This is a genomic window from Aquibacillus koreensis, assembly GCF_025154055.1.
In the GTDB taxonomy this organism is placed as follows: Bacteria; Bacillota; Bacilli; order Bacillales; family Amphibacillaceae; genus Aquibacillus_C; species Aquibacillus_C koreensis.
Genome location: NZ_JAOALK010000013.1, coordinates 21,011 through 45,755 on the forward strand (window position 1 = coordinate 21,011; position 24,745 = coordinate 45,755).

The following is a 24,745-nucleotide window of genomic DNA, read 5'->3' on the forward strand; positions in this document are numbered from 1 at the left end:
TACCGCCACAAAGCAAAAAAGACGACCAAAAAATGGTCGTCTTCTGTATAATTTAAGCTTGTACGCCGTCTTCCTGCTCAATTCTTTCTAATCTGGCGTTAATCTCTTCTTGTGATAAGTTTTGTTCTTCTACATATAAGCTGCGTGGAGAAGTGCGGCACTCGTGTGAACATCCGCGCATGTATTTATGCTCATTTTCCTCTGAGCAAAGCATTTGTCTGTTACACTCAGGGTTTGCACAATTTACATAGCGTTCACATGGTTCACCGTCAAAGTAATCTTTACCAACAACCACATGTTCTTTATGGTTAACTGGTACTGCAATACGTTCATCAAAGACGTATAACTGACCATCCCATAGTTCACCACGAACTTCCGGGTCTTTTCCGTAAGTCACAATTCCTCCGTGTAGTTGCCCTACATCTTCAAAGCCCTCTTTGACAAGCCAACCAGAGAATTTTTCACAACGGATTCCACCTGTGCAATACGTTAATACTTTTTTGCCTTCTAATTTATCTTTGTTATCTCTAACCCAATTTGGTAGGTCGCGGAATGTTTCAATATCTGGACGAATAGCACCACGGAAATGTCCAAGGTCATATTCGTAATCATTTCTTGCATCTAAAACAATTGTATCTTCATCTTGCATCGCTTCAAAAAATTCTTTTGGACTCAAGTATTTTCCAGTTGTTTCTTTTGGATTAACATCATCTTCTAAGCGAAGTGTTACCAATTCAGGGCGAGGACGTACGTGCATTTTCTTAAATGCGTGTCCATCTGCTGGATCCACTTTGAAAACCATATCTGCAAAAAGCGGGTCGTTATGCATGGCTTCCATATACTTATTAGTTTGTTCAACTGTCCCAGAAACGGTACCGTTAATACCTTCTTTTGCGACAAGGATACGACCTTTAAGTTCTAATTCCTTACAGAACTTTAAATGCTCCGCAGCAAATGTCTCTGGATCCTCAATCGTAACATAGTTGTAGTACAATAAAACCTGATAATCGTGTTTCGTTTCCATGTTATTACCACCTATCATTCATATTTGCAAGATATAAATGTGTGTAGGTTGGATATTCAATTTTACATCGTCTCTTGCAAGAAACTATTTTAACAAAAAAGTATATAAAAGATCAATCTCCTTTAATAAAAATGAAAAAAATTCCTGAAACTTGCTTTTTGCTTCTAAAAAGAGTAAAGTAAAAATCACAAAAGGCAATTGATTTTGAATATTTCTTTACGATCTTCTAACAATAAGGATGTAAAGGTAATATCGAGATTCAATTACTTTGTATTTAAGTGTTAGGAGGTCATGGATTATGACAGGAAAAGTAAAATGGTTTAATGCAGAAAAAGGTTTTGGATTTATCGAGCGCGAAGGTGGAGACGATGTATTCGTACACTTCTCAGCTATCCAATCAGAAGGTTTCAAATCTCTTGAAGAAGGTCAAGAAGTTGAATTTGAAATCGTTGATGGCGACCGTGGTCCACAAGCTGCTAACGTAACTAAATTATAATAAAAAGAATGGGCGTATCTCTACGGGGATACGTCCTTTTACATAAGTAAGGGGATAGTTATGGATAATAAAGAGCTAGAAAAGAAAATTATTGATCAATACCAGCAAGATGAGAATATGATGATATTGGTTTTTGCGCAGTGGTGTGTAAATAATGACCTGGATCCAGAGCAGCTCTATCTGGAAGCATATCCAAAGCAAAGAGGTAACCTGGCTCTGCAGAAAACGTTGGAATTAACGGTATCTAAGGAAGAAGCTGATGAAATTCCGACTGAATCCGTATTAGGTGTGTTACAGTTGTTCGGCAATGATGATTTAGCTTTTATCGTTCATAAATATTTGGAAAAAAAGTAATGGAGATTTCTAACCAGAAATCTCCATTGTTTTATTAAACTGTAACTTGTAGGTATGCGTGAGTGATAGTCCACAAGCAATGATAACAGGGAGTAAAAGAGATAAATAAACGGCTTCTGCACCAAAGTTTGATGCGATGATGCCAACGATCGGTCCACTGATGACGACAGAGCCTTGATTACACAACATCCGGTAACTTGCCATTCTGCCGTGATATGCTTTTGCTGTAGCAATCTGTTGGATGGATTGTAACAAAACGCGAATCCATGTTGTTCCTAGGCCAACTAAAAACACACCGATAAATGATACAAGTGCTATTGGAGCTAACCCTAAGGCCAACAAGCCAATAAAGATAATCACTAGCGCATTTGCCGCTAAACGGTTTTGGTTTACTTTTAGCCACCAAGTTCCGAATATTCCTGCTACAACACCACCAACGGATAGGCTTGCATCTAACATGCCATAAACAAAAGCAGTTTGGTTGAGAAATTCGATCGTGTACACAGATAGAAAGCCTATGGAAGTGTGAAAAACAAGTTGACCGGTAAACATGATCCCGAACAAACGAAATAAAAAAGGGTGCATACGTAAATAAGCAAAGCCTTCTTTTAGATCATGACCAATGGAGTGTTTGACTTGAGACCTTGCGACAGGCTTATACGATATTTTAGCTAATAATAAAAAGCTCGCCGCATAACTTATGGTAATAATAAGCAAAGCAACCGATGCTGTAGCTACCCCAATAATTATCCCTCCAATGCTTGCTCCGATTAAGCTACCGGTAATTCCTGATGCACTAGACTGGGAAAAGATCTTAGGTAAATCTCTTTTGTTAAACACTTCTGCAGTAAGTGCTTGAATAGATGGTCTAAAAACAGATCCCATTAACTGAATAATCATATGGACAATAAGAATCATCCATGCTTCCAACAGGTCTACTAACATAATCGAAAATAAAGCGAACATCGTTATCGTATTAATAAGTATGGATAAGATGGATAGTACTTTTCGGTTTATGCGGTCTACAATTACTCCGATAAAAAGGTTAAGAATAACCCCTGGAATAAATCCTAGACTTACCATAAGGCCTGTATATAATGCATCTTCGGTCATTTGATATAACATCCATGTAATCACAACAAAATACATGGATCGAGCGAATTCTCCTAGAAAAAAGGAACCAACAATAGCGAAGTGATTTTTTTTCATTTTTTAACCGCCTTCCACATTGTCCAGCAATCTTGTTCAAGCACCGGTTCATTATTAGGCAGTCTTACATCCAGATAATCAATCAGTTCCTCGATTTCGTGATCGGATAGGGCATGTAATATAGACCGACCAGTCCTCTGTTTGATTTCGGATAATAAAGATTCCTTCGATTGATGCGCTTTCCTTACTTCCCATAATTTAATTTCTTCTATATCAATAAATCCCTGCTTTTCTAATGCATCTATCACTTTTTCTCCTGCGTATCTCCGTTCTTTTTCTAACTTAATTAACCGTGGAAACTGTTCGAAAAAGTAGCCGCGAATGTTTGTGTTGCTTGGTTCGGTTAAACAATCGGCAAAGTCACGATCTTGAATAACGAAGACCCCACCTCTTTTTAAAATACGATGTGCTTCTTTTATAAAAGGGTTGATCGTAGGTAAATGATGAATGAGAGCTCTTGCTAACACCAAATGATATGTGCTTCGTTCTAATCCTGTTTCCTCAGCCGTTCCATATGCTAGCTTAATTCTAGATTCGCCATGACAATTTTCTCTTGCGCCTTCTAAGATGCTATAGGATGAGTCAATACCAATGACTTCCTGGACACCGCAGTCAAGTAGGGCCTTGCTATAGATCCCTCCACCACAGCCTAGATCAACGGCATGATGCACGTCTTTATTTGTAAGTATATCTTTTATTGCTTGTTTCCATGAAAAACTTGCCACGCGTGATGCATAACTATGTTTCATACTTTTACCATCAAAGTTGATCACCATTGGTTTTTCCTCCTATATTGCTATTACTAATAGTATAAATGTTGGAACTTGATAAAAATAATATGAATAGTTAATTGATAAATATAAGAAAAACTTATAGATTTATCATAGAAGCATTCGTGAAGTGGAAGGGGGAAACGCGGTGAAAGTAGATGATTACCGTTTACTATTAATGCTACAAAAAGAAAAGACAATTAGAGGGGCCGCGGAACGGTTATTTATCTCGCAACCTGCAGTCAGTCAACGGTTAAAAACAATCGAAGACCAGTGGGGCGATGCATTATTTATTCGAACGCATAAGCATCTAATCCTAACACCAGTTGGCGAGAAGATACTATCCTTTGCAAAAGAAGTAGTAAAACAAGAAGAAGCTTTACATGATTCTATTTCTTCGTTATCGGAAGAAGTGACCGGCACTTTATCCTTAGGTGTATCCTCCATGGTTGGCCAATATCTATTGCCGAGCATCCTACAAAAGTATGTGGAGGAATACCCAGATGTAACGATTGAACTGGAGACCGGGCTAAGTAATGTACTTGTAAAAGGGGATTATCACGTCACCATTATACGAGGAGAAGGCATTCATGATAAAGTATGTGAATCCCTTCTTGCAGATGGTTTATATTTAATTGATAAGAAAATGAAGGAGATTCGAACGCCAAGAACGTTAATCGAGTTTCAAACAGATCAAAAGTATCAATCTACCGTTAATGATTGGTTCATAAGCCAAGGTGCTGCCAAACCCTCCCAAGTTATCAAAGTGGATCAAATTGAAACGTGTAAACAGTTAATGCTGCACGGGATCGGTATGGCTGTTTTACCAGAGAGCTCTATTAAAGATGTTGATGACAGGCTTTATGAAAAAGTGCCACTAATTATTGATGGAAAGCTACTAGTCCGACAAACGTGGCTTTGCTATGCGGAAGCAGCCAAACAATTGCCACAAGTGCAGGCCTTTATATCTATGGTGCAGCAGCATCTGTTAACGCGGTAACATTTGGGGGCACGCAACTGAATAATTCGGTGAACCCGACACGTAATTCGGTGAACCCGACATGTAATTCAGTGAACGCGACACGTAATTCAGTGAAAGCGACATATAATTCAGTGAACCCGACACGTAATTCAGTAAGTTCACCTATAGTCAATAAAAAAAGACATCCACACAAAAGTGGATGTCCCCCATTACTTTTTACTTAACAATTTAATCAACGCCTGTGTACCGCTATCCTCTTCGCCTAACTCAGCTAATTCTTTATAGAGAGATAGTGATAACTCAAGCCCTGGTGTTGTTAGGTTCATTTCCTTTGCAGATTCTAAAGCGATGGTCATGTCCTTAATAAAATGCTTCACATAAAATCCTGGTGCATAATCTCCAGCAATCATGCGAGGGGCTAGATTCGATAATGACCAACTACCTGCTGCACCGGTCGTAATGCTCTCTAATACACGCGCAGGATCTAAGCCAGCTTTTTTAGCATACATAATCGACTCGCATACTCCAATCATGGTAGAGGCGATCGTAATTTGATTACACATTTTGGTGTGTTGACCAGCACCAGCTTCTCCTTGCAGTACAATGTTTGCCCCCATTACATTAAAAATTGGCAGTACAGCATCAAATGCTTGTTGCTCTCCTCCAACCATAATAGCAAGCGTCCCGTTTCTTGCACCAATATCACCACCAGAAACAGGCGCATCCAACGCGTGGATTTTTTTATCTTTTGCCTTGTTAAAAATAGATTGTGCTAGCATTGGACTTGAGGTTGTCATATCAATAACATATGTACCTGCTTTTGCATGGTTTAGTATGCCGTTTTCGTTAAGATAAACTTCCTCTACATCACTAGGGTAGCCAACGATCGTAATAATTACATCTGAATCTGCTGCTAAGTCTGCTACAGTATCTTTCCATGTCGCTCCTTGTTCAATCAACTCACTTGCTTTTTCTTTTGTTCTAGTAAAAATATTTAATGGATAACCGGCTTGTAGTAAATTTTTAGCCATGCTCTTTCCCATTACACCTGTACCAACAAATCCAATTTTTACATTTGCCATTTTCGCCACGCCTTTCTTGCTTTCTTTGAATTTTATTTAGAGGTTAATCCTAATTATCCATCAGAAAGGATGGAATAACAAATTAATATATTATGTTTTTTAGGAAAAATTATGCATTGCAAGAATAAAATATCTGTGATAGATTCTATATATAGTAATAATATTAAAACTGAATACTATATCTTGTTTATATCAAGTGTAGGTGACAATTTGTCTTAAAAAGGGAACTTGGTGAAAGTCCAAGACTGTCCCCGCAACTGTAATTGCGAACGAACGAGCAAAACCACTGAGTGATTTATTCATTTGGGAAGGAGCTTTAGTAGGTTGATGCAAAAGTCAGTAGACCTGCCTATACTTGACGATGTTTCTTTTCTTCGGGGGTTGAGATACGGAAACGATAGAATAATTTGTTTAAAAAAGATTCGCTATACTTGTGTAGTGAATATTATTTTATGCACTTTCTGTCGTTTTTTGTACGCTCATGTCGCTCATGGGCGTTTTTTTAATGGAGAAAAAAGCAGAAACTTGATAGAGGAGAGGGAGGAAGTTTCCATGATCGAAACAAAAACATCCGAATGGGCTGGATATGTAACATCTGTATTAACTGAAAATTTTAACAATATTGATGTGGATCAATTAATTGCTTTTGGTGAAAAGTTGATTGAACAAAAGCCATGGATTGAAGAGAAAGAATATGTGCATCAATTAATCTTAGAAGCACTTTCCTACATGGATGAAAAAGAACCAGATTGGACATATATAGCCGCAAATCTTTACCTTGAAATGCTTTATTATGACGCATCTCAAAATAGAGGCTATGCCTATCAAGATAAATATGGATCCTTTTATAACCTGATTACAGAGCTAACGGAGATTGGCATTTATAATCGTTCTATTTTAAATTCCTATAATCGCTCTGAAATTATTGAACTACAAAGTTACATCGATCCAACGAAAGACAAACTATTTACATATATTGGATTAAGAACATTAGCTGATCGCTATATAACAAAGGATTATAAAAAACGTGTGTTTGAGTTGCCACAAGAGCGTTTCATGATCATTGCTATGACATTATTGATGAATGAAACTGGAGGCAATCGATTAGAGCTTGTAAAAGAAGCGTACTGGGCATTGAGCAATTTGTATATGACAGTAGCTACACCAACCTTATCAAATGCTGGTAAAAGCTATGGCCAGCTTTCAAGCTGCTTTATCGACACGATTGATGATAGTTTGCAAAGTATTTTTGATAGTAATACCGATATTGCTAACCTTTCCAAAAATGGTGGTGGAATCGGTGTATACCTCGGAAAAATTAGAAGTAGAGGTAGTGCGATCAAAGGCTTTAAAGGGGCATCCTCAGGTGTGCTACCTTGGATGAAGCAATTAAATAATACTGCAGTTAGTGTAGATCAGCTGGGTCAACGCAAAGGTGCCATTTGTGTATATCTTGATATTTGGCATAATGATATCTTCTCTTTCTTGGATGCGAAATTAAACAATGGAGATGAGCGCTACCGTACGCATGATCTATTTACGGGCATTTGTCTTCCTGACTTGTTTATGGAGCAAGTAGAAGCAAGGGCAAATTGGTACTTATTTGATCCACATGAAGTTCGGTCAGTCATGGGATACTCCTTAGAAGATTATTTTGATGAGCATAAAGGGGATGGAGCTTTTCGAGAAAAATATTGGGAGTGTGTCCATCACCCGGATTTAACAAAAGAAGAAGTGCCAGCTATTGATATTATGAAGCGGGTGCTTAAAAGCCAATTAGAGACTGGTGGACCTTTCATGTTTTACCGAGACGAGGTAAATAGACAAAACCCAAATAGTCATCTTGGGATGGTTTATTCCAGTAATTTATGTACCGAGATAACGCAAAACCAGAGTCCTACCATTGTGACAGAGCAAGTGACTGTCGATGGGAAGATTGTCATTCAAAAGCAACCAGGTGATTTTGTTGTTTGTAATTTGTCATCCATTAATCTTGGGCGAGCAGTACCAGAAAATGTATTGGAGCGACTTATCCCGATTCAGGTTAGAATGCTCGACAATGTGATTGAACTGAATACAATTCCGGTATTACAAGCACAGATCACAAATCAAAAGTATCGTGCAGTTGGTTTAGGTACGTTTGGTTGGCACCATCTACTTGCGTCTAAAAGAATCAAATGGGAAAGCGATGAAGCAGTAGCCTATGCAGATGAGCTCTACGAAAAAATAGCATTCTTAACGATTAAATCCAGTATGGAGTTAGCGAAAGAAAAAGGTCCTTGCGCAGTTTTTGAAGGTTCAGATTGGGAGAGCGGAAAGTATTTTGATCAAAAAGGGTACACAACTGGCAGTTCAGATTTAGCATGGGGAGAATTGAAGCGAGATGTAAGAGAAAATGGGATCCGTAATAGTTACTTAATGGCGGTTGCCCCCAACTCGTCCACTTCTCTTATTGCAGGAAGTACAGCTAGTATCGATCCAATTTTTCAAAAATTTTATTCCGAGGAGAAAAAAGACTATAAAATTCCTGTCACTGCACCGAATCTAAATGCAGAGACAACTTGGTATTATAAATCAGCTTATTTAATCGACCAGCATTGGAGTATTAAACAAAATGCAGCTCGTCAAAAACACATTGATCAAAGTATCTCTTTTAATATGTACGTTGCCAATACAGTACAAGCTAAAGAATTATTAAATCTTCATATAGATGCTTGGAAATCTGGATTAAAAACAACGTATTATCTACGATCAACGTCATCTGATGTGATTGAATGTGAATCGTGTTCTAGTTAAGGGGAGGAATTTTAATGTCAACACCGATAAAAAAGAGAAGCCTAATGGACAAAAACGCTCCAAACCGATCAACAGGAATTATAAACGGTGAGAGCTCTAATATCCTAAACTGGGATGATGTTCGATTTGCTTGGGCATATCCAAAATATAAGAAGATGCTAGCGAACTTTTGGACGCCATTTGAAATTAATATGTCTCAAGATATGAGGCAGTTCCCGGAGTTATCTGAGGATGAGAAAGATGCCTTTTTAAAGATCATTGGCTTATTAGCACTACTTGATAGTATCCAGACAGATTACGCTGGGAAAGTAGCCGATTATCTTACCGATTCCAGTTTGAATGCACTAATGATTATTCTGGCTCAACAAGAGGTTATTCATAATCATTCTTACTCGTATATCTTGTCCACGCTTGTATCCAAGCAAAAACAAGATGAGGTGTTTGACTTTTGGCGTACGGAACCAATTCTACAAAAGAGAAATGACTTTGTAACCGATGGATACCGTGCGTTTGCGGAAGATGCTACAGTCGAAAATTTGCTAAAGTCCATTGTGTATGATGTTATATTAGAAGGGCTATTTTTCTACTCGGGATTTGCGTTTTTCTATCACTTGGCACGAAACCAAAAAATGGTTGGCACATCAACCATGATCAACTATATAAACCGAGATGAACAAATCCATGTTGATTTATTTGTTCGAATTTATAAAGAGGTTTTGAATGAAAATCCGGAATACAATACAAAGGAATTAGAAACGTTTGTGTACGATACATTTAAAAAAGCCTGTGAACTAGAAATTGATTGGGCAAGGCATATCATCGGAAATAAAATTGATGGTGTTCTGCTCGAAGATGTGGAAAACTATATATTATTTACTGCTAATACGCGTTGTAAGCAACTTGGCCTTGAAAAACCTTATCCAGAAATTGATAAAAATCCATTGCGTTGGATTAAAGCTTATGAAGAAATTGACCTTGGTAAGTCAGATTTTTTTGAACAAAAATCAAGGCAATATACAAAGGTGAATGTAGTGGATAATGGGTTTGATGATTTATAATGAGAAAGCTCCTAGTTAGGAGCTTTTTTCGTTTTTAACTACAACAAACACTTTTTCTTCACCTAATGCCTTGTGAAATCTTCCGTTTTTCACAACAAGACAGGCATGATCATCAATGCCATAACCCGTGGATATTCTTGTGTTAGCTAAAGATCCTTTTAAATGTTCTGCATCGTTCCATTTAGAATAATGCACACTAATTAATATGTCTTGAACGAATCCTAATCCATGTAAGTGAATGGTTTCACCGCTATCTGTATCAATGGAAGATAATACAACTTGATCAGTTAGTAGAAGCGCACCAGCAGAATTGCCGGCAATAGGTGTACCTGCATAATATTTTTCTTGCATGATACTCTTATAGGGCTCTTTTACATAAGTGGCATGATATGTTTCTGTATGGCCACCTCCAATGTAAATACCGGTAGCTTCCTGTAAGGTATGGATTGTCTGGTCCACATTCAGTTCACCATGTTGATTTGGGATAATAACATCAATGTTTTGGGGTTGAACTCCCGCACGAATCCAAGGATCGGTGTATCTCGGTAGGTATTCTTCCCAGCCTTGACGGTAGATAATGAGTAATGCGATCTTTGCGTGTTTTCCACCAGCCTTTTTGGCGAAATCTAGAGATGCTTCGGATTGATTAGGATTTCCACCGAAAAAATACAAATAGTTGTCTTGTACCATCGAACAAAACCTCCAACGATATTTGTATATAGCATACCATCTGTTGAAACAGACAAAGCAAAATAATTCTATAATTTAAATCATTTCGAGTATGATAATAGTAATTTGAAATAGGTAAAGGGGACAGAGAGATGGAGTGGCAATTAAAGAAATTTCATGAACTAACTACAGATGAATTATATAAAATATTAAAAGCAAGAGTAGATGTTTTTGTCGTCGAGCAAAATTGCCCTTACGAGGAAGTCGACAACCATGACCAGGCATCTTTTCATCTTTTTTCAGAAGAAAATGGACAAATTATCGCATATTCAAGGCTAATACCAAAAGGCAATATTTATAAAGAAGCATCAATAGGCAGGGTATTAGTACATAAAGATTACCGCGGAAAAGGATATGCGAAAGCCCTTATGGAAAAATCGATTGATATAGTAACGAACGAATGGAATGAAAAGGAAATTAAAATTCATGGCCAAGAATATTTGCGCCATTTTTATGGTTCTTTAGGTTTTAAGGAAATTAGTGAGGTTTATTTAGAGGATGACATTCCTCATGTTGATATGATCTTACAAGTAACGTGAACCGTTTTAATTTTCCACTACTACCAACAACAAATATAGTTGTTATAGCTATAACGGATACACTAATAATGCCCCATGAAGACAAATTTGTCAGGAGGCGATGATTAGTGATATCTAATGAACAACTTCATGCCTGCAAACAAGTATTAGAACAAGAAAAACAAGAAGTAATGTCTCATTTACAGGATCACTACGGGTTAGAGCAGGAGCTGATTAAAGAATCAGTTGGTGAACTATCCAATTACGATAACCACCCTGGTGATCATGGTACAGAGCTTTATGAGCGTGAAAAAGACATTGCATTAAATGAGCATGCGGAACAAGAATTAAAAGATATAAATCGTGCTTTACAAGCAATAGAACAAGGATCTTATGGTACATGTGAAGTTTGTGGAAAAGAAATCCCTTCTGAGAGGTTAGAAGCCATGCCTACTACACAGCGTTGTATAGAGCATGCACCGAAAAATGTAGCGGTAACAAGACCGGTCGAAGAGGATGTCATTCATTCGAGTGTCAATGAAATGGAATCATCAGTCGATGAAGAAGAATCTACAGTATTTGATGCTGAAGATGCATGGCAACACGTAGAAGTGTACGGATCATCTGATGGTCCATCCGATTTTTATGATACGGAAAAAGACTACCAGGATATGTACTTTAACTCAGGAGAGCTAGTTGGTAGTGCAGAAGAAATCGAAGGGTTCCTATTAACAGATATGGAAGGGAACTATATTGGAGTTAACGGAAACCATGAGGATTACGAAGCATATTTGGATGAAAACCATGTTGGTTCTATTTTATACGAATAGGTAAAGGGGGTGGCAATTTTGTCACCCTCTATTTCTTTTGAAACCTGATTGCTTTGTTTTCGTACATAATAATAAAAGGAGGAATGACGTTATGAGTGATGCAAAAGGTTGTATTAAATGTGGAAGTACGGACGCTGCACAGAAAGAAGTTGCGATGACAGGTACTGGATTATCTAAGATGTTTGATGTGCAAAATAATCAATTCATTGTTGTGTACTGTAAAAACTGTGGGTACTCTGAGTTTTATAATAAAAATAGTTCGGCTGGAAGCAATATTATTGATTTCTTTTTTGGATAAAACCCTAGATACTGAATTAGTGGGTGCAGTCACTGAATTAGATGGTAAAGTTACTGAATTATGCGTGATTTTCACTGAATAATATGGCTTACACACTGAATCAGCACAAATTCTAACTGAAATAAGCAAAAAATAACCACCACCTTCATGAAGGTGGTGGTTTCATCTATATAAGATCTCAACAAAAGGGGAGGAAAGTTGAGAATGGATTAGCTTGGCTGATTAGCCTCATCCTGGTTTGTTAATGTTAAGGTTGTTGTTTGCTTTTGGCCATCACGATAGAATGTGATCGTTACTTCATCTCCAATATAAGTTTCTGCATAAAGATATTGTTTAAGGTCTAGCATAGAGGAGATCTCTTTATCATTAATTTGAGTAATAACGTCATATTGCTCCAGTCCTGCTTCGGCAGCAGGGGAACCATTTTGTGCATCTGCAACAACAACACCATCTGTTACACTGTCATCAAGGTTTAATGTACGCTCCTTATGAGCATCTGGAACTTCAGAAAGGGAGATAGCACTAATTCCGATAAATGGTCTTGCAACAGAACCACTTGTTTCTAGTTGATCAATAACTGGTTTTGCAGAGTCAATCGGAATGGCAAATCCAATTCCTTCGACGGCTTCTTGCGCAATTTTCATCGAATTAATACCGATAAGCTCGCCTTGACTATTAATTAGAGCTCCACCACTATTACCAGGGTTAATCGCTGCATCTGTTTGGATAACTTCTGTTGTCCAATCTGGTTGACGATCGCCGTTTAAATCCATCTCAACAGATCTTTCAAGTCCACTAATGATTCCTTTTGTAACAGAACCAGCAAATTCTGTGCCTAGTGGCGTTCCGATTGCGATGGCTGTTTCACCCACGGTTAGATCCCCTGATGATCCAATCGTAGCAACTTGTTCTACTTGGCTGCTATCAATTCTTAAAACGGCTAAGTCTGTTAGTTGATCCACACCTAAAACTTCAGCTTCTATATGTTCTCCATTTGTTAGTATAACTTCCACGTCTCTTGCACCTTCTACAACATGGTTATTTGTTACTACAAAAGCATGCTCACCGTCTTTTTTATAGATGACGCCTGAACCAGTACCAGCAGGTTGGGATTGTGACCACAAATCAATTTGTTGAATATTTGATACACCAACTACAGCATCAGAGATATTTGATATAGCTGCACTTAGATCCCCATCTGAAGGATCAACAGCGGTAGGAATTACATTTGTTGAAGCATCATTATTATCTGCGGTAGAGCTTGTTTCTTGCGCAATACTTTCTTGCGGTTCATTTGTATTAGGCTGTTCTATTATTCCCGTCGATAGAAGTGTTGCACCTGTAACAGCAACAACTAAGCCTCCAGCAATACCGCTTGCAAACATAGACCAAAGTCCTTTTGATCTTGGCTCTTTGGCTCTTTTTTGTTGCTCTTTGCTAACAGAACTTGCTAAATAAGTCTTGTTTTGCTCAATGGAATTGTATTGGTCGTGTTGTTCTGACTCTAAATCATGTTGCTCTTCTATGTTGTCGTTCATTTGTTCTGACTGATCTTGAAGCGTATGCTCTTCTTGTTGCTTTCCTTCATCTTCAAATCGATTATAATTATGGTGATCATTATGACTTGTCATATGTTTCACACCTTTCTAAGTATTTTCTTTTACATTTTTTATTCTAAACAGTGGATTTGGCAAGTCTTCGGTATAATTGTGTAAAAAGTGTGGAATGGAACAATATAAAGTGCAATTTTTGTAAAATATGCGAAAATGGTGCTAGGAGGAGGCATAGAGATGAAAAACAAAATCTTTGTCGTAGAAGATGATCCGAATATTCGCGATATTGTTGTAGCTTACTTAAAGAAGGACGGTTACGAAGTTTCCATGGCTGATAATGCAGAGGATGCTTGGGAGATGGCTTACCGTGATCAACCAGATATGTGGATTTTAGACATTATGCTTCCGGGAATGGACGGTTATGAATTGTGTAAAAAGATCAGACAGGATAGTGAAGTACCTATCATCATCATTTCGGCAAAAGATGATGAAGTAGATAAAATACTTGGCCTTGAACTAGGCAGTGATGATTATTTAACAAAGCCGTTTAGTCCTAGGGAATTGGTTGCGAGAGTGAAACGTATATTTAAGCGTGTAAACATTGCACCGGTAAAGAAAGAAAAAGAAGTAACAAAGACAATCCAACTTGGGGACCTCGAGATTCATATAGAGGAACGAAGAGTATTTTGGATAGGAGAAGAAGTAGAGGTTACTGCGAAGGAATTTGACATGTTAACGATCTTGATTCGAAATCAAAATCGAGCTTTTGCCAGAGAAGAGTTGCTTTCTTTGGTGTGGGGTGATGATTATTTTGGCTCTGATCGTGCAGTTGATGATTTGATTAAGCGTTTAAGAAGAAAGTTAGACGGACTGCCAATTGAGACGGTCTGGGGATATGGTTATCGCATGCGCAGTGACGAAGAGGGTAGTCAATGAAATTACAATATCAATTAACAGCTGCTTTTACAGGACTACTCATTGTCATCATGTCAATCGCTGCCATTACAATCTACTCCCTTATACTTAATTTGTTAGTGCAAGATGAACAGTTAGAACTAGAAGCTAAAGGAAATTTATTGGTGAGTTTGTTGAGTGATATTAGTTATGAGAATATCAATCGTATAAATCAGTTGATCCAAGGCCAAGAGATACAGTTGTTTTTATATGATCGAAACACCGACCAAATTGTGTTAACAAACCTCCCCCGCCCGTTAGTAGAATTTTGGATCGATAATTATGATATATCTACTAATAGAGAACAAATTTGGAAAGGCGCCAATGAAAGTTTTGTGGTATCACGAGTAGAGTCTTATTCAGAACTATCGAATCGTGAATTGATTTTGGTGACACCGCTAGAGGATTTACAAGCAGTTCAACAGACCTTTTTTAATCGGTTATTAATTGTATTTGTAATCGGAATTATGGTTGCTGTATTGCTTAGCTACTTATTAACGAAACGATTAGTCACGCCGCTAACTAATTTAAAATACCAATTGAAAAAAATAGAAAGGCGTAAATTTGATGAAGTAGAAGAGATAAAGGCCACTGGTGAAATTAAAGAAGTCGAACAAAGTGTTTTAGAGATGGCGAATGAGCTTAGCAGATATATTCAATCACAACGTCAGTTTTTCCAAAATGCGAGTCATGAGCTAAAAACACCATTAATGACTATTCAAGGTTATGCGGAAGGAATACGTGATGGTGTTTTTGAAAAAGAAGAATCAGATCGTGGATTAGATGTCATTGTTGCTGAAATTGTACGTTTAAAAAAGATTATTAATGAGATGATATTATTAGCTAAATTGGACAGTGAAGAAAACATTTATCAAGAAGAACTAATAAAAGTTGATGAATTAATTAAACTAACAGTAGACCGAGCATTACCTTTAGCTAATGAAAAACAGATCTCACTTCAGTATGAGGTGGCTGATGATTTATTTTTTTATGTAGATAATGAAAAAATGTTACGCGCAATGATGAACATTGTAACCAACGCGATACGCCATGCATCATCTATCGTATTTATCTCCGTAAAAGAAATAAACGGAACGATTAACATTGCGATAGAGGATGATGGAAATGGTGTCCCAGTAAGCTTGATGCCACATTTGTTCCATCGGTTTGTCAAAGGCGATGGTGGAGAAACTGGCTTAGGTTTAGCGATATCGCGAGCCATCGTTGAAAGGTCAGGTGGTACCATATCGGTAGGTGAGTCCGCCTATGGTGGTGCATTATTTACAATAAAGATATAAATGATTAACTATACTTTTACGTATAGTATGATATAATAGGCTAGTTGTAATCGGACTGAACGCTTTACAAAGAGGAGAGAATGTACATTATGCAATTAAGAGAAGACATTCGCAACATCGCAATTATTGCCCACGTTGACCATGGTAAAACAACACTTGTTGACCAACTATTAAAATACTCAGGAACTTTCCGAGATAATGAACATGTTGATGAACGTGCCATGGACTCTAACGACTTAGAAAAAGAACGTGGAATTACTATCCTAGCAAAAAACACAGCCATTAACTATAAAGATAATCATATAAATATCTTAGACACACCAGGACACGCAGACTTTGGCGGAGAAGTAGAACGGATCATGAAAATGGTAGACGGTGTTCTACTTGTAGTAGACGCATACGAAGGTTGTATGCCACAAACACGTTTCGTGTTGAAAAAAGCACTAGAGCAAAAGTTAAACCCAGTTGTAGTCTTGAACAAAATTGATCGTCCAAGTGCTCGTCCAAACGAAGTAATTGATGAAGTTCTTGACCTATTTATCGAATTAGGTGCGGATGAAGACCAATTAGAATTCCCTGTTGTGTATGCATCGGCATTAAATGGTACTTCAGGACACGAACCAGAAGAACAAGAAGAATCGATGGAAGCGGTATTTGAAACAATTATTGAGCATGTACCAGCACCAGAGGATAATTCAACTGACCCATTACAATTCCAAGTAACATTACTTGATTATAATGACTACCTTGGTCGTGTTGGTATTGGTCGTGTATTCCGCGGAACGATTAAAGTTGGACAACAAGTATCTTTAATGAAAAAAGATGGTAAGATTAAAAATTTCCGTGTAACCAAGTTATTCGGTTTTATCGGACTGAAGAGAATCGAAATCCAAGAAGCAAAAGCGGGAGATATTATCGCCGTAGCTGGTATGGAAGACATTAACGTTGGAGAAACAGTATGTCCAACAGACCATCAAGAAGCTTTACCAATTCTTAGAATTGATGAGCCAACACTTCAAATGACGTTTGTTGTTAACAACAGTCCATTTGCGGGTAAAGAAGGTAAGTATATTACTTCTCGTAAAATTGAAGAGCGTTTGTTAACCCAATTAGAAACAGATGTTAGTTTACGTGTTGATCCAACTGAATCTCCGGATGCATGGATCGTTTCAGGGCGTGGAGAGTTACACTTATCTATTTTAGTGGAGAACATGCGTCGTGAAGGATATGAAATTCAATTATCTAAACCACAAGTAATCATCAAAGAAATTGATGGTGTTAAATGTGAACCGTATGAGCGTGTACAAGTAGATGTACCAGAAGAGCATACTGGTGCAGTTATGGAATCTTTAGGTGCACGTAAAGGCGAAATGTTAGATATGGTTAACCATGGTACAGGACAAGTTCGTTTAGAATTTAAAGTACCTTCTCGTGGTTTAATTGGGTATTCTACCGAGTTTATGACACAAACAAGAGGCTTTGGTATTATCAATCACACGTTTGATAAATATGAGCCAGTTACACCTGGACAAGTAGGTGGAAGACAACGTGGAGTGTTAGTTGCGTTAGAAAACGGTAAAGCATCGACATACGGTATTATGGGCTTAGAAGATAGAGGTATTATCTTTGTTGATCCAGGTACGGAAGTATATGCAGGAATGATCGTTGGAGAGCACAACCGTGAGAACGACTTAACAGTTAACATCACAAAAGAAAAACACCTTACTAACGTACGTTCAGCAAACAAAGACCAAACATCTACCATTCGTAAGACGCGTAAAATGTCTTTAGAAGAAGCAATTGAATATCTAAATGACGATGAGTACTGTGAGGTAACTCCAGAGTCTATTCGTCTTCGTAAGAAAATCTTAAATAAAAACGAACGCGAAAAAGCATCGAAGAAGAAAAGCGTTTAATTAAATAAAGAAGAGATTAGTGAAACATTCACTAATCTCTTTTTTTCTGTTCTGATGAATATAGGTGAAGCTTGTTTCCTGGTTGATAATAGGAAATAACAGATAGCGGATTTACCTGTTGCTTTCTCGAATAAAGCAACAGATATTTAGTGCATGAGTGGAGTTACCTGTTGTTTTCTCGGATAAAGCAACGGATATTTAGTGCATGAGTGGATTTACCTGTTGCTTTCTCGAATAAAGCAACAGATATTTAGTGCACGAGTGAATTTACCTGTTGCTTTTTCGGATAAAGCAACAGGTATTTAGTGCACGAGTGGAGTTACCTGTTGTTTTCTCAGATAAACCAACAGATATTTAGTGTATGAGTGGATTTATCTGTTGCTTTCTCGAATAAAGCAACAGATATTTAGTGCATGAGTGGATTTACCTGTTGTTTTCTCGGATAAAGCAACAGATATTTAGTGCACGAGTGGATTTACCTGTTGCTTTCTCGGATAAAGCAACAGATATTTAGTGCATGAGTGGATTTACCTGTTGCTTTTTCGAATAAAGCAACAGATGTCTCGCACCTCTTTCCGGTTATATTGCAATCTTTTACGGATCCTATTACTTTTTAATTAAATATAAAAGGGTATCTGTATAGTAAATCGAATAAATAGAAGAAGCGTATAAGGATGAGGAGGTATGCCTTGTGCATAAGTGGTTAACTATTTGTGCAATCTTTTTGATGATAGGTTGTACTAATTCAGAAAACGAAGAGCAATCAATCGGATCAGAGAATTCAACTGATAAAAACAACAGTGTCCAAACCCTTGCTGAAAACTTACAGGAACCATGGGAAATTGTAGAGTGGGACGAACGAATATATATAAGTGAACGTAATGGGGCTATCGTTGAAGTCAATGATGGTGAAAAGAAGCGAAAACCGGTTAGCTTGGAAAAATCGTTAGCAGATCGACCAGAAGCGGGTTTGTTAGGTTTAGCATTTCCAGAAACATTTGAAGATGACCAGCAAGTATTTGCTTATTATTCTTATGTTGAAGGACAAGAAGTATTTCAACGAATTGTCATATTGGAAGAGCAAGAAAATGAATGGGTAGAGAATAAAGTAGTATTGGATCAAATACCTGGAGGTCAATACCACCAGGGAGGAAGAATTGAAATAGGACCAGATGATAAGCTCTTTGCTACAACAGGAGATGCAACAATTCCGGAGCTTGCCCAAAACAAAGACAGTCTGGCCGGTAAAATTTTGAGGATCAATTTTGATGGAAGTGTACCTGAGGATAATCCTTTTACAGATTCTTATGTCTACTCTTATGGCCATAGAAACCCTCAAGGGTTGGCATGGAACGAGCAAGGAGAATTATATGCCACCGAGCATGGGAATCAAGCCCATGATGAAGTTAATAAAATTGAGTCTGGGCAGAACTATGGCTGGCCTGAAATAGAGGGTGATGAGCAGCAAGAAGGGATGGAAACCCCTCTCATTCATTCCGGTGATAATACGTGGGCTCCATCAGGAATGACTTATTATAACGGGTCGTTTTACTTTGCTAGTCTAAGAGGACAAGCGCTAAGAAAATTTGATCAGACGAGCATAACGCAAGAGATTGTTCTTGATGGTTACGGTCGTATTCGAGATGCTCTGGCAACAGATGGTGGAGTATATGTCATTACGAATAATACAGACGGCAGAGGGAACCCATCTAGTCAAGATGACCAGCTGATATTCCTAAAGCTAGATGATTGATAAAAGAAACTAAAAAGGAGCTTTCACGATGATGAGGTTTTGGCGAAGAATTAAATTTTTATTTAATTTCAGAAAGTCGATTCCATTTTTAAAAGATTTCTTTATCTCTAAAGAAGTGAACCCTAGTACAAAGGTGATTTCTATTCTACTGATTATTGGGTATATTGTATTTCCATTCGATGTAATCCCTGACTTTTTAGTCGCATTAGGTATTGTTGATGATATAGCATTAGCTAGCTTAGTTTTGCAACAAATGATTAAAATGGCACCTGTTTCACTAAAAGTGAAGCATGGATTAATAAAAGAGATCAACGAAGTGCATAGATAATCAATTAGAAAAGGTCGTCAGTGTTTAGACTGACGACCCATCTAGTGATCTCACTTCTTTTAAACTGGAAGCGTACACTATTCTTGATCTAGGCGATTTATTGCTTGTTTTCGATAACCACCTGCGATATCCGCTTGCTTGAAATCCTTATTATAGTGGACTTGTTGAGCTGCTGATAAGTCAACCCCACTTCTTTTTGTTGGTTGATATTGTGCTTTTTTTGCCATACATAACATCCTTTCCATGATAGATTGGGTGAATTAGGCTATAAAATATATGTTACCCTGTCATATGGAATTTCAAACGTGGACCTACGGAAAGATTAGATGAATTGATCTAATAACCGTTTGAATGTATCGAATAGTTTCGGTTGATGTTTTGCTTGAACACCATCCGTTAAGCTAGTATAAACGTTAGTGTAATACCACTGTTGGCTTACTTTATCCCTTTTAAAAGAATCCCAAACCGCGGCCCCCATTTCTTTTTCATTTTCAAGAATAGAGGTTAGGTTATCTACTTTATCTGCACAAACAACTAATTTTGCTTCTATTGGTGCAGTTCTTATCGTTTCGATCGTATGTTTTTTTCTTTCTTCCCAAGAAAGTGATTTATCTGGTTCGGAAGCATATTCAACTAGAGTGGAAACTTTACTGCCAAAAAGCGTTTCAATTTCCTCTAATGTTCCGTCGGTATCCTCTACGACATCATGTAATAACCCAGCAATAACAACATCTTCCTTCACTCCCTCTTGAGATAACAACATCGCTACTCGATAAGGATGTGATATGTATGGGATGTTATCTACTTTTCTGACTTGTCCATTATGTTTCTTTGTTGCAAAAGAAATCGCTTCTAACAGTTTCATATGTTTATCACCTCTCATTTATTATACTCGTAGCTACATATATTAAAAAGGCGGACAATGCCGCCTATATTGATTTTGTTTAGAATCCGACGTAACACTAAGAAAACTTGTAAATGCAATTCCAAACGGCTATGAGAGACCTTATTCTCTTGTATTAGGCTAATTTTGAACTTGAGCGGCTATACAGTACGCTATTTTTAAAGATAGCAAGCAAAATCAGTGAAAACAGGTCAAATAAGGTCTCTGGTAACCGCCAAAATCACATCACCTTCAATTTTAGACAAATAAGGGCGCTCATAGCCGCTAAAATCTATTTAGATTTTTTATCAGCCATGAGCGCTCTTCGTTACCTTATAATCGCAGATTTGCCTCCTGAGAATCTAAAGGTCGTATAAAGAAAGACTTAATTCGGATCTTGTATTCTAGGCTTTGTAGGATCACAATTAGGTGGTGTGGTTTTTGCAGACTCTGCTAACTTCATTAAGTAGTAGCATTCCTCCCTAGCCATATGATCGGCCATTAATGCAGAAAATGTGCCTAATACTTGTTCGTTTAACTCCATTTCTTCTAATTCGTGTAAAAAGGTTTTAAATAAGTTCATTTCCACCTCAACATCTTGATTGAATCTATTTAAAGCGGGAAATGTTTCAATGTTGGAGCGGAGGTAGCCGGTTAATTCAACTGCTTTTAAGTAAAACTGATCAAAATGTTTGGCGAATGTTTTGCTCTTCTTTTTCAACCTTTTCTCCACACCGTCTAATTGGTCATTAATAGCGCCTGCATGGCCAGATGCGTCTAAAAGCCAGACGAGATGGTGGTGGAGTTCATGGAATATAGGAGGAAGCTCTCCTTGTTTTAAGTAATTGATTACAAGTTGATATTCTTCTAGTTCGTTAACCATATGATTCAAGAAAGTAGGAGATAGATGAATGCCTATTTTTCCTTTAAGGTGCCTTCTGATCAAAGATAATTTAAATGTCTTAAGTTTTTCAGCTGCGCTTTCGGCTTTTTTTGTAAATGCGATCGCATTATGCTCGCTTAACGCTTTTGATTGCTCTAAAAGCTCGTCAAAGGTTTCTACAAATTGTTTGGAAATTGCTATATCATCTTTTTCTTTTGGAAATAAGGAATCTCTAATAAAGCGAGAATGGTCACCTAATACTTGTAACCAAAATTGATGTTCAAACATGGATCCTTTAATGAAATCTGCCAAATAATCACTCCTTGTTAGTGTATCGGTCTTTATGTAGATACCGATAGAAGAGTTTATCAGTGAAGTGTATTCAGTAATGAGGTCTTTTATTAATAAAATATGTATGATTACAAATACTTTAGCTGACCTACAAGTTAAATGAAACGTAACTTGAAATAATATCGTCTATAATTATGAATTGTTTGTGTAATTGCTTGTCGTTTATTGTAAGATGGGGGATAGAGTTTAATTTAGAAAAGAAGGGAAGAAACATATTGAAAAGTAAAGGCTTGAAGTTATTGTTAATTATTGTTGCCATTTTAATCATAAATGCTTGTGGGATAATACAAGATGAAGCGGAAGATCCAGTAGAAAACGAAAATGAACCACAAACAGATGAGGTAGTAGAGGAGAATGAGGTAGAAGAACCAGAACCTACGGAGGAAACGGCACCTCCTGAACCGGAGCCAGATCCAGAACCAGTAGTAAAAGAGATTAGTGTGGCCGCAATTGGGGATATGCTTATCCATAACTCGGTGTATGAAGATGCACAAATAGCAAACGGAAGCTATGATTTCGTTCCGATGTTAGAACAAGTGGAACCGTATTTAAGTAATTCTACTATTACGATTGCAAACCAAGAGACCATGATTGGTGGTGTTGAACTTGGGTTATCGTCTTATCCAACATTCAATAGTCCTGTTGAGGTTGGAAATGCACTTCGTGATGTAGGGGTGGATGTAGTAACATTAGCCAATAATCACACACTAGATCGTGGAGAAGAAGTAATCCAACGTGCAATTGAACATTGGGAAACAATTGATATGATGTACACAGGTTCATACAAAGATGAACAGGACAGACAACAGATTAGAGTAATGGAAACAGACGAAGGTATTGATGTAAGCTTTTTAGGCTATACATACGGTACAAATGGTATTCCAGTTCCTGAAGGGAAAGATTATCTAGTTAATCTAATTGATAAAGACATTATGAAAGCTGATATCGAACGAGCGAAGGAAATGTCTGATGTTATTATCCTAAACCTACATTTCGGCAATGAATATGAAAGAATGCCGAACGAACAGCAAAAAGACTTAGTTCAATTTGCCGCAGATCTAGGAGTTGACGTTGTAATCGGGCACCATCCGCACGTACTCCAACCAGTGGACTGGGTAGAAGGGAAAGATGGGAATAAGACTTTTGTTGCTTACTCTTTAGGTAATTTCCTATCAGCACAAGATGAATTCTATCGCAGAATAGGTGGGGTTGTAGGATTCACAATTGAACAGACAATTGATGGTGATCAAGAAGAAATCGTTATAAAAGAACCAACCTTTTTGCCAACCTTTGTACAATTTAACTTAAATACATGGAGTGGTTATAAAGTTATTCCAATGTATGAATTAACAGAAAGTCAGTTATCAAACGCTTCTGGTCATTATGAAGAAATTAAAACGCATATGTCTCAATGGGTACCTGATCTAGAATTCATTGAAAATAAATAACAATTCCGATGTTGCAAACAGCCTAAGTCATAATCTGATTTAGGCTGTTTTTTTAATCTGTCCAAAAAGAAATTGGTGCTATTTCGTGATTCTATATCTTTTATTTAAAATGATGGAAATTAGATATAATATTGCTCCAATAACGGCAAATGTAATAATAGGAATATCGAGGGTAAGACCGAAATCAGGCATGAAATAACCTATTAGAACCATTGATCCAATAAAGGTGGTACTAATAAGCCAAATTTGAAAAAATTCCAAGGACTTTTTTGGTTTTTTGGTTTTAAACGCTGACCCCTGTATCCATTTTAGTACAACTTTTACAAATAAATATAATATAAGGAGGTCAATAATAATAATGGTAAATCCTTTACCTAGAGAGAGTTGGAAGATGTCAGAACCTAGTTCAAAAAAGTAGTGCAAAGCAAAACCAAGTGCTCCATGAACAAAGCTAATAATCGCTATAAATTGTATAATTATGAAGCCTAAGAAGAGAGCGATTGTAGAAGATTTTTCACCAGGTATTTCTTTAATTAACTCATCACAATATCCTTTATAATCCTCTCCAAAAATATCACTTGCCTTTTTCCCTTCAGCTTGGGCCTCTAACATATGATCTAATAACTCTAGAAGAACTTCTTCTGTTTGTTGTTCTGATTTGTTTGACTTTAATCGAATATATATGAGCATATCCTCATATATCTGCAGGTTCTCTTCACTTAATTTTTCTCTTTGTTCATTGTTTAATTGAATAATATCCTTCGCATTCATAAATATTTCCCTCCTTTTTCCATAATCTTATCAACAGGTGGCTTTATGGAATTCCAATGAAGCTTAAATTCCTGTAATGCTTTTTTGCCTTCGGACGTAAGGTGATAATACTTCCGCTTGGGTCCTGCCTCTGACTTTTGCAGGGTTCCTTGGATGAGATCTTCTTTTTGCAAACGAAGTAGTATGGGATAAATAGACCCCTCACTAACATCCGTTAAACCGAATCCTTGTAATTTAACGGATAGTTCATATCCGTAAGTCGGTTGTTGATCGATGATTGCAAGAATACATCCTTCTAATATTCCTTTTAATAATTGGCTCCTTAATGTCATCTTTCCACCTCTATCTTGTATTGCAAGGTACTGGGATTAAGTTAAGCTAACTTGTATAACAAGATAGCTTGATATTAGTATATAATGAAAATATGTTAAATACAACCATATTTTGTTATACTAAATTCG

The 24,745-nt window shown here is 37.3% G+C and carries 25 protein-coding genes and 1 riboswitch; of the genes, 14 read left to right on the plus strand and 11 right to left on the minus strand.

Annotated features, from left to right (window positions below):
• Positions 1-52 precede the first annotated feature (52 nt).
• Positions 53-1,024 carry an oxygen-dependent tRNA uridine(34) hydroxylase TrhO gene (gene trhO, locus NYQ66_RS03840; RefSeq protein WP_259867050.1) on the minus strand — a complete coding sequence of 324 codons (972 nt, stop codon included), beginning with the start codon at positions 1,022-1,024 and terminating at the stop codon, positions 53-55.
• A 295-nt stretch (positions 1,025-1,319) separates the two neighbouring features.
• On the opposite strand from trhO, the gene NYQ66_RS03845 reads away from it, so the two are divergent.
• Positions 1,320-1,520, plus strand: coding sequence for a cold shock domain-containing protein (locus NYQ66_RS03845; RefSeq protein WP_259867179.1), 201 nt, complete (start codon positions 1,320-1,322; stop codon positions 1,518-1,520).
• A 60-nt stretch (positions 1,521-1,580) separates the two neighbouring features.
• On the plus strand, positions 1,581-1,874 hold the full coding sequence (locus NYQ66_RS03850) for a hypothetical protein (RefSeq protein ID WP_259867053.1): 294 nt from the start codon (positions 1,581-1,583) through the stop codon (positions 1,872-1,874).
• A 9-nt stretch (positions 1,875-1,883) separates the two neighbouring features.
• On the opposite strand, the gene NYQ66_RS03855 is transcribed toward NYQ66_RS03850, so the two are convergent.
• Together NYQ66_RS03855 and NYQ66_RS03860 are read right to left on the minus strand one after the other, a co-directional pair.
• Positions 1,884-3,083: an MFS transporter gene (locus tag NYQ66_RS03855; RefSeq protein WP_259867055.1), complete on the minus strand. Its 1,200-nt coding sequence runs from the start codon at positions 3,081-3,083 to the stop codon at positions 1,884-1,886.
• Complete coding sequence (locus NYQ66_RS03860) at positions 3,080-3,859, minus strand: class I SAM-dependent methyltransferase (protein WP_259867058.1); 780 nt, start codon at positions 3,857-3,859, stop codon at positions 3,080-3,082. The genes NYQ66_RS03855 and NYQ66_RS03860 overlap by 4 nt, the downstream gene beginning before the upstream one ends.
• Before the next feature lie 142 nt (positions 3,860-4,001).
• Between NYQ66_RS03860 and NYQ66_RS03865 the strand changes: the two genes are divergently transcribed.
• Positions 4,002-4,853 carry a LysR family transcriptional regulator gene (locus tag NYQ66_RS03865; RefSeq protein ID WP_259867061.1) on the plus strand — a complete coding sequence of 284 codons (852 nt, stop codon included), beginning with the start codon at positions 4,002-4,004 and terminating at the stop codon, positions 4,851-4,853.
• 191 nt (positions 4,854-5,044) lie between these two features.
• Here NYQ66_RS03865 and NYQ66_RS03870 read toward each other — a convergent pair whose 3' ends face one another.
• On the minus strand, positions 5,045-5,953 hold the full coding sequence (locus NYQ66_RS03870; RefSeq protein WP_407652041.1) for an NAD(P)-dependent oxidoreductase: 909 nt from the start codon (positions 5,951-5,953) through the stop codon (positions 5,045-5,047).
• Between the two features lie 147 nt (positions 5,954-6,100).
• A riboswitch (cobalamin riboswitch) is annotated at positions 6,101-6,284 on the plus strand.
• A 185-nt stretch (positions 6,285-6,469) separates the two neighbouring features.
• Between NYQ66_RS03870 and NYQ66_RS03875 the strand changes: the two genes are divergently transcribed.
• Both NYQ66_RS03875 and NYQ66_RS03880 read left to right on the plus strand, forming a co-directional pair.
• Complete coding sequence (locus NYQ66_RS03875; RefSeq protein ID WP_259867065.1) at positions 6,470-8,713, plus strand: ribonucleoside-diphosphate reductase subunit alpha; 2,244 nt, start codon at positions 6,470-6,472, stop codon at positions 8,711-8,713.
• Positions 8,714-8,727: 14 nt separating this feature from the next.
• Entirely contained in the window at positions 8,728-9,771 is a 1,044-nt protein-coding gene (locus NYQ66_RS03880; RefSeq protein ID WP_259867067.1) for a ribonucleotide-diphosphate reductase subunit beta, read from the plus strand.
• 15 nt (positions 9,772-9,786) lie between these two features.
• Here the strand turns inward: NYQ66_RS03880 and NYQ66_RS03885 are convergent, their stop codons facing one another.
• Positions 9,787-10,461: a Type 1 glutamine amidotransferase-like domain-containing protein gene (locus NYQ66_RS03885; RefSeq protein ID WP_259867070.1), complete on the minus strand. Its 675-nt coding sequence runs from the start codon at positions 10,459-10,461 to the stop codon at positions 9,787-9,789.
• A 131-nt stretch (positions 10,462-10,592) separates the two neighbouring features.
• On the opposite strand from NYQ66_RS03885, the gene NYQ66_RS03890 reads away from it, so the two are divergent.
• The 3 genes from NYQ66_RS03890 (at position 10,593) to NYQ66_RS03900 (ending at position 12,146) form a co-directional block, all read left to right on the plus strand.
• Positions 10,593-11,039, plus strand: a complete 447-nt coding sequence (locus NYQ66_RS03890) for a GNAT family N-acetyltransferase (RefSeq protein ID WP_259867072.1) — start codon at positions 10,593-10,595, stop codon at positions 11,037-11,039.
• A gap of 107 nt (positions 11,040-11,146) precedes the next feature.
• Positions 11,147-11,848 (plus strand): TraR/DksA C4-type zinc finger protein, encoded by a 702-nt coding sequence (locus NYQ66_RS03895; protein ID WP_259867074.1) that lies wholly within the window; start codon positions 11,147-11,149, stop codon positions 11,846-11,848.
• 91 nt (positions 11,849-11,939) lie between these two features.
• Positions 11,940-12,146 (plus strand): zinc ribbon domain-containing protein, encoded by a 207-nt coding sequence (locus NYQ66_RS03900; protein ID WP_259867076.1) that lies wholly within the window; start codon positions 11,940-11,942, stop codon positions 12,144-12,146.
• 209 nt (positions 12,147-12,355) lie between these two features.
• Here the strand turns inward: NYQ66_RS03900 and NYQ66_RS03905 are convergent, their stop codons facing one another.
• A complete protein-coding gene (locus NYQ66_RS03905; RefSeq protein ID WP_259867078.1) occupies positions 12,356-13,777 on the minus strand; it encodes a S1C family serine protease in 1,422 nt (473 codons plus the stop codon).
• A 159-nt stretch (positions 13,778-13,936) separates the two neighbouring features.
• On the opposite strand from NYQ66_RS03905, the gene NYQ66_RS03910 reads away from it, so the two are divergent.
• From NYQ66_RS03910 to NYQ66_RS03930, 5 genes are all read left to right on the plus strand, one after another.
• Positions 13,937-14,635 (plus strand): response regulator transcription factor, encoded by a 699-nt coding sequence (locus NYQ66_RS03910; protein WP_259867080.1) that lies wholly within the window; start codon positions 13,937-13,939, stop codon positions 14,633-14,635.
• Positions 14,632-15,951, plus strand: a complete 1,320-nt coding sequence (locus NYQ66_RS03915) for a sensor histidine kinase (RefSeq protein WP_259867082.1) — start codon at positions 14,632-14,634, stop codon at positions 15,949-15,951. The genes NYQ66_RS03910 and NYQ66_RS03915 overlap by 4 nt, the downstream gene beginning before the upstream one ends.
• Before the next feature lie 89 nt (positions 15,952-16,040).
• Positions 16,041-17,867 (plus strand): translational GTPase TypA, encoded by a 1,827-nt coding sequence (gene typA, locus NYQ66_RS03920; protein WP_259867181.1) that lies wholly within the window; start codon positions 16,041-16,043, stop codon positions 17,865-17,867.
• A 691-nt stretch (positions 17,868-18,558) separates the two neighbouring features.
• Positions 18,559-19,620, plus strand: a complete 1,062-nt coding sequence (locus NYQ66_RS03925) for a PQQ-dependent sugar dehydrogenase (RefSeq protein ID WP_259867084.1) — start codon at positions 18,559-18,561, stop codon at positions 19,618-19,620.
• Positions 19,621-19,648: 28 nt separating this feature from the next.
• Complete coding sequence (locus NYQ66_RS03930; protein ID WP_311202004.1) at positions 19,649-19,948, plus strand: YkvA family protein; 300 nt, start codon at positions 19,649-19,651, stop codon at positions 19,946-19,948.
• A gap of 77 nt (positions 19,949-20,025) precedes the next feature.
• Here the strand turns inward: NYQ66_RS03930 and NYQ66_RS03935 are convergent, their stop codons facing one another.
• From NYQ66_RS03935 to NYQ66_RS03945, 3 genes are all read right to left on the minus strand, one after another.
• Complete coding sequence (locus NYQ66_RS03935; RefSeq protein ID WP_259867086.1) at positions 20,026-20,175, minus strand: YfhE family protein; 150 nt, start codon at positions 20,173-20,175, stop codon at positions 20,026-20,028.
• Between the two features lie 95 nt (positions 20,176-20,270).
• Complete coding sequence (locus NYQ66_RS03940; RefSeq protein ID WP_259867088.1) at positions 20,271-20,813, minus strand: HD domain-containing protein; 543 nt, start codon at positions 20,811-20,813, stop codon at positions 20,271-20,273.
• Positions 20,814-21,216: 403 nt separating this feature from the next.
• Positions 21,217-22,002 carry a DUF2935 domain-containing protein gene (locus NYQ66_RS03945; RefSeq protein WP_407652042.1) on the minus strand — a complete coding sequence of 262 codons (786 nt, stop codon included), beginning with the start codon at positions 22,000-22,002 and terminating at the stop codon, positions 21,217-21,219.
• A 278-nt stretch (positions 22,003-22,280) separates the two neighbouring features.
• Between NYQ66_RS03945 and NYQ66_RS03950 the strand changes: the two genes are divergently transcribed.
• On the plus strand, positions 22,281-23,513 hold the full coding sequence (locus NYQ66_RS03950) for a CapA family protein (RefSeq protein WP_259867095.1): 1,233 nt from the start codon (positions 22,281-22,283) through the stop codon (positions 23,511-23,513).
• A gap of 78 nt (positions 23,514-23,591) precedes the next feature.
• On the opposite strand, the gene NYQ66_RS03955 is transcribed toward NYQ66_RS03950, so the two are convergent.
• A complete protein-coding gene (locus NYQ66_RS03955) occupies positions 23,592-24,284 on the minus strand; it encodes a DUF1048 domain-containing protein (protein ID WP_259867097.1) in 693 nt (230 codons plus the stop codon).
• Positions 24,281-24,616 (minus strand): PadR family transcriptional regulator, encoded by a 336-nt coding sequence (locus tag NYQ66_RS03960; RefSeq protein ID WP_259867099.1) that lies wholly within the window; start codon positions 24,614-24,616, stop codon positions 24,281-24,283. Before NYQ66_RS03960 ends, NYQ66_RS03955 begins: the two co-directional genes overlap by 4 nt.
• Positions 24,617-24,745 lie beyond the last annotated feature (129 nt).

Coding starts and splice junctions, on each gene's coding strand:
- trhO (WP_259867050.1), bottom strand. CDS start 1,024: ATGGAAACGAAACACGATTATCAGGTTTTATTGTACTACAACTATGTT.
- NYQ66_RS03850 (WP_259867053.1), top strand. CDS start 1,581: ATGGATAATAAAGAGCTAGAAAAGAAAATTATTGATCAATACCAGCAA.
- NYQ66_RS03855 (WP_259867055.1), bottom strand. CDS start 3,083: ATGAAAAAAAATCACTTCGCTATTGTTGGTTCCTTTTTTCTAGGAGAA.
- NYQ66_RS03860 (WP_259867058.1), bottom strand. CDS start 3,859: ATGGTGATCAACTTTGATGGTAAAAGTATGAAACATAGTTATGCATCA.
- NYQ66_RS03875 (WP_259867065.1), top strand. CDS start 6,470: ATGATCGAAACAAAAACATCCGAATGGGCTGGATATGTAACATCTGTA.
- NYQ66_RS03880 (WP_259867067.1), top strand. CDS start 8,728: ATGTCAACACCGATAAAAAAGAGAAGCCTAATGGACAAAAACGCTCCA.
- NYQ66_RS03885 (WP_259867070.1), bottom strand. CDS start 10,461: ATGGTACAAGACAACTATTTGTATTTTTTCGGTGGAAATCCTAATCAA.
- NYQ66_RS03890 (WP_259867072.1), top strand. CDS start 10,593: ATGGAGTGGCAATTAAAGAAATTTCATGAACTAACTACAGATGAATTA.
- NYQ66_RS03900 (WP_259867076.1), top strand. CDS start 11,940: ATGAGTGATGCAAAAGGTTGTATTAAATGTGGAAGTACGGACGCTGCA.
- NYQ66_RS03905 (WP_259867078.1), bottom strand. CDS start 13,777: ATGACAAGTCATAATGATCACCATAATTATAATCGATTTGAAGATGAA.
- NYQ66_RS03910 (WP_259867080.1), top strand. CDS start 13,937: ATGAAAAACAAAATCTTTGTCGTAGAAGATGATCCGAATATTCGCGAT.
- NYQ66_RS03915 (WP_259867082.1), top strand. CDS start 14,632: ATGAAATTACAATATCAATTAACAGCTGCTTTTACAGGACTACTCATT.
- typA (WP_259867181.1), top strand. CDS start 16,041: ATGCAATTAAGAGAAGACATTCGCAACATCGCAATTATTGCCCACGTT.
- NYQ66_RS03930 (WP_311202004.1), top strand. CDS start 19,649: ATGATGAGGTTTTGGCGAAGAATTAAATTTTTATTTAATTTCAGAAAG.
- NYQ66_RS03935 (WP_259867086.1), bottom strand. CDS start 20,175: ATGGCAAAAAAAGCACAATATCAACCAACAAAAAGAAGTGGGGTTGAC.
- NYQ66_RS03940 (WP_259867088.1), bottom strand. CDS start 20,813: ATGAAACTGTTAGAAGCGATTTCTTTTGCAACAAAGAAACATAATGGA.
- NYQ66_RS03945 (WP_407652042.1), bottom strand. CDS start 22,002: ATGTTTGAACATCAATTTTGGTTACAAGTATTAGGTGACCATTCTCGC.
- NYQ66_RS03955 (WP_259867097.1), bottom strand. CDS start 24,284: ATGAATGCGAAGGATATTATTCAATTAAACAATGAACAAAGAGAAAAA.
- NYQ66_RS03960 (WP_259867099.1), bottom strand. CDS start 24,616: ATGACATTAAGGAGCCAATTATTAAAAGGAATATTAGAAGGATGTATT.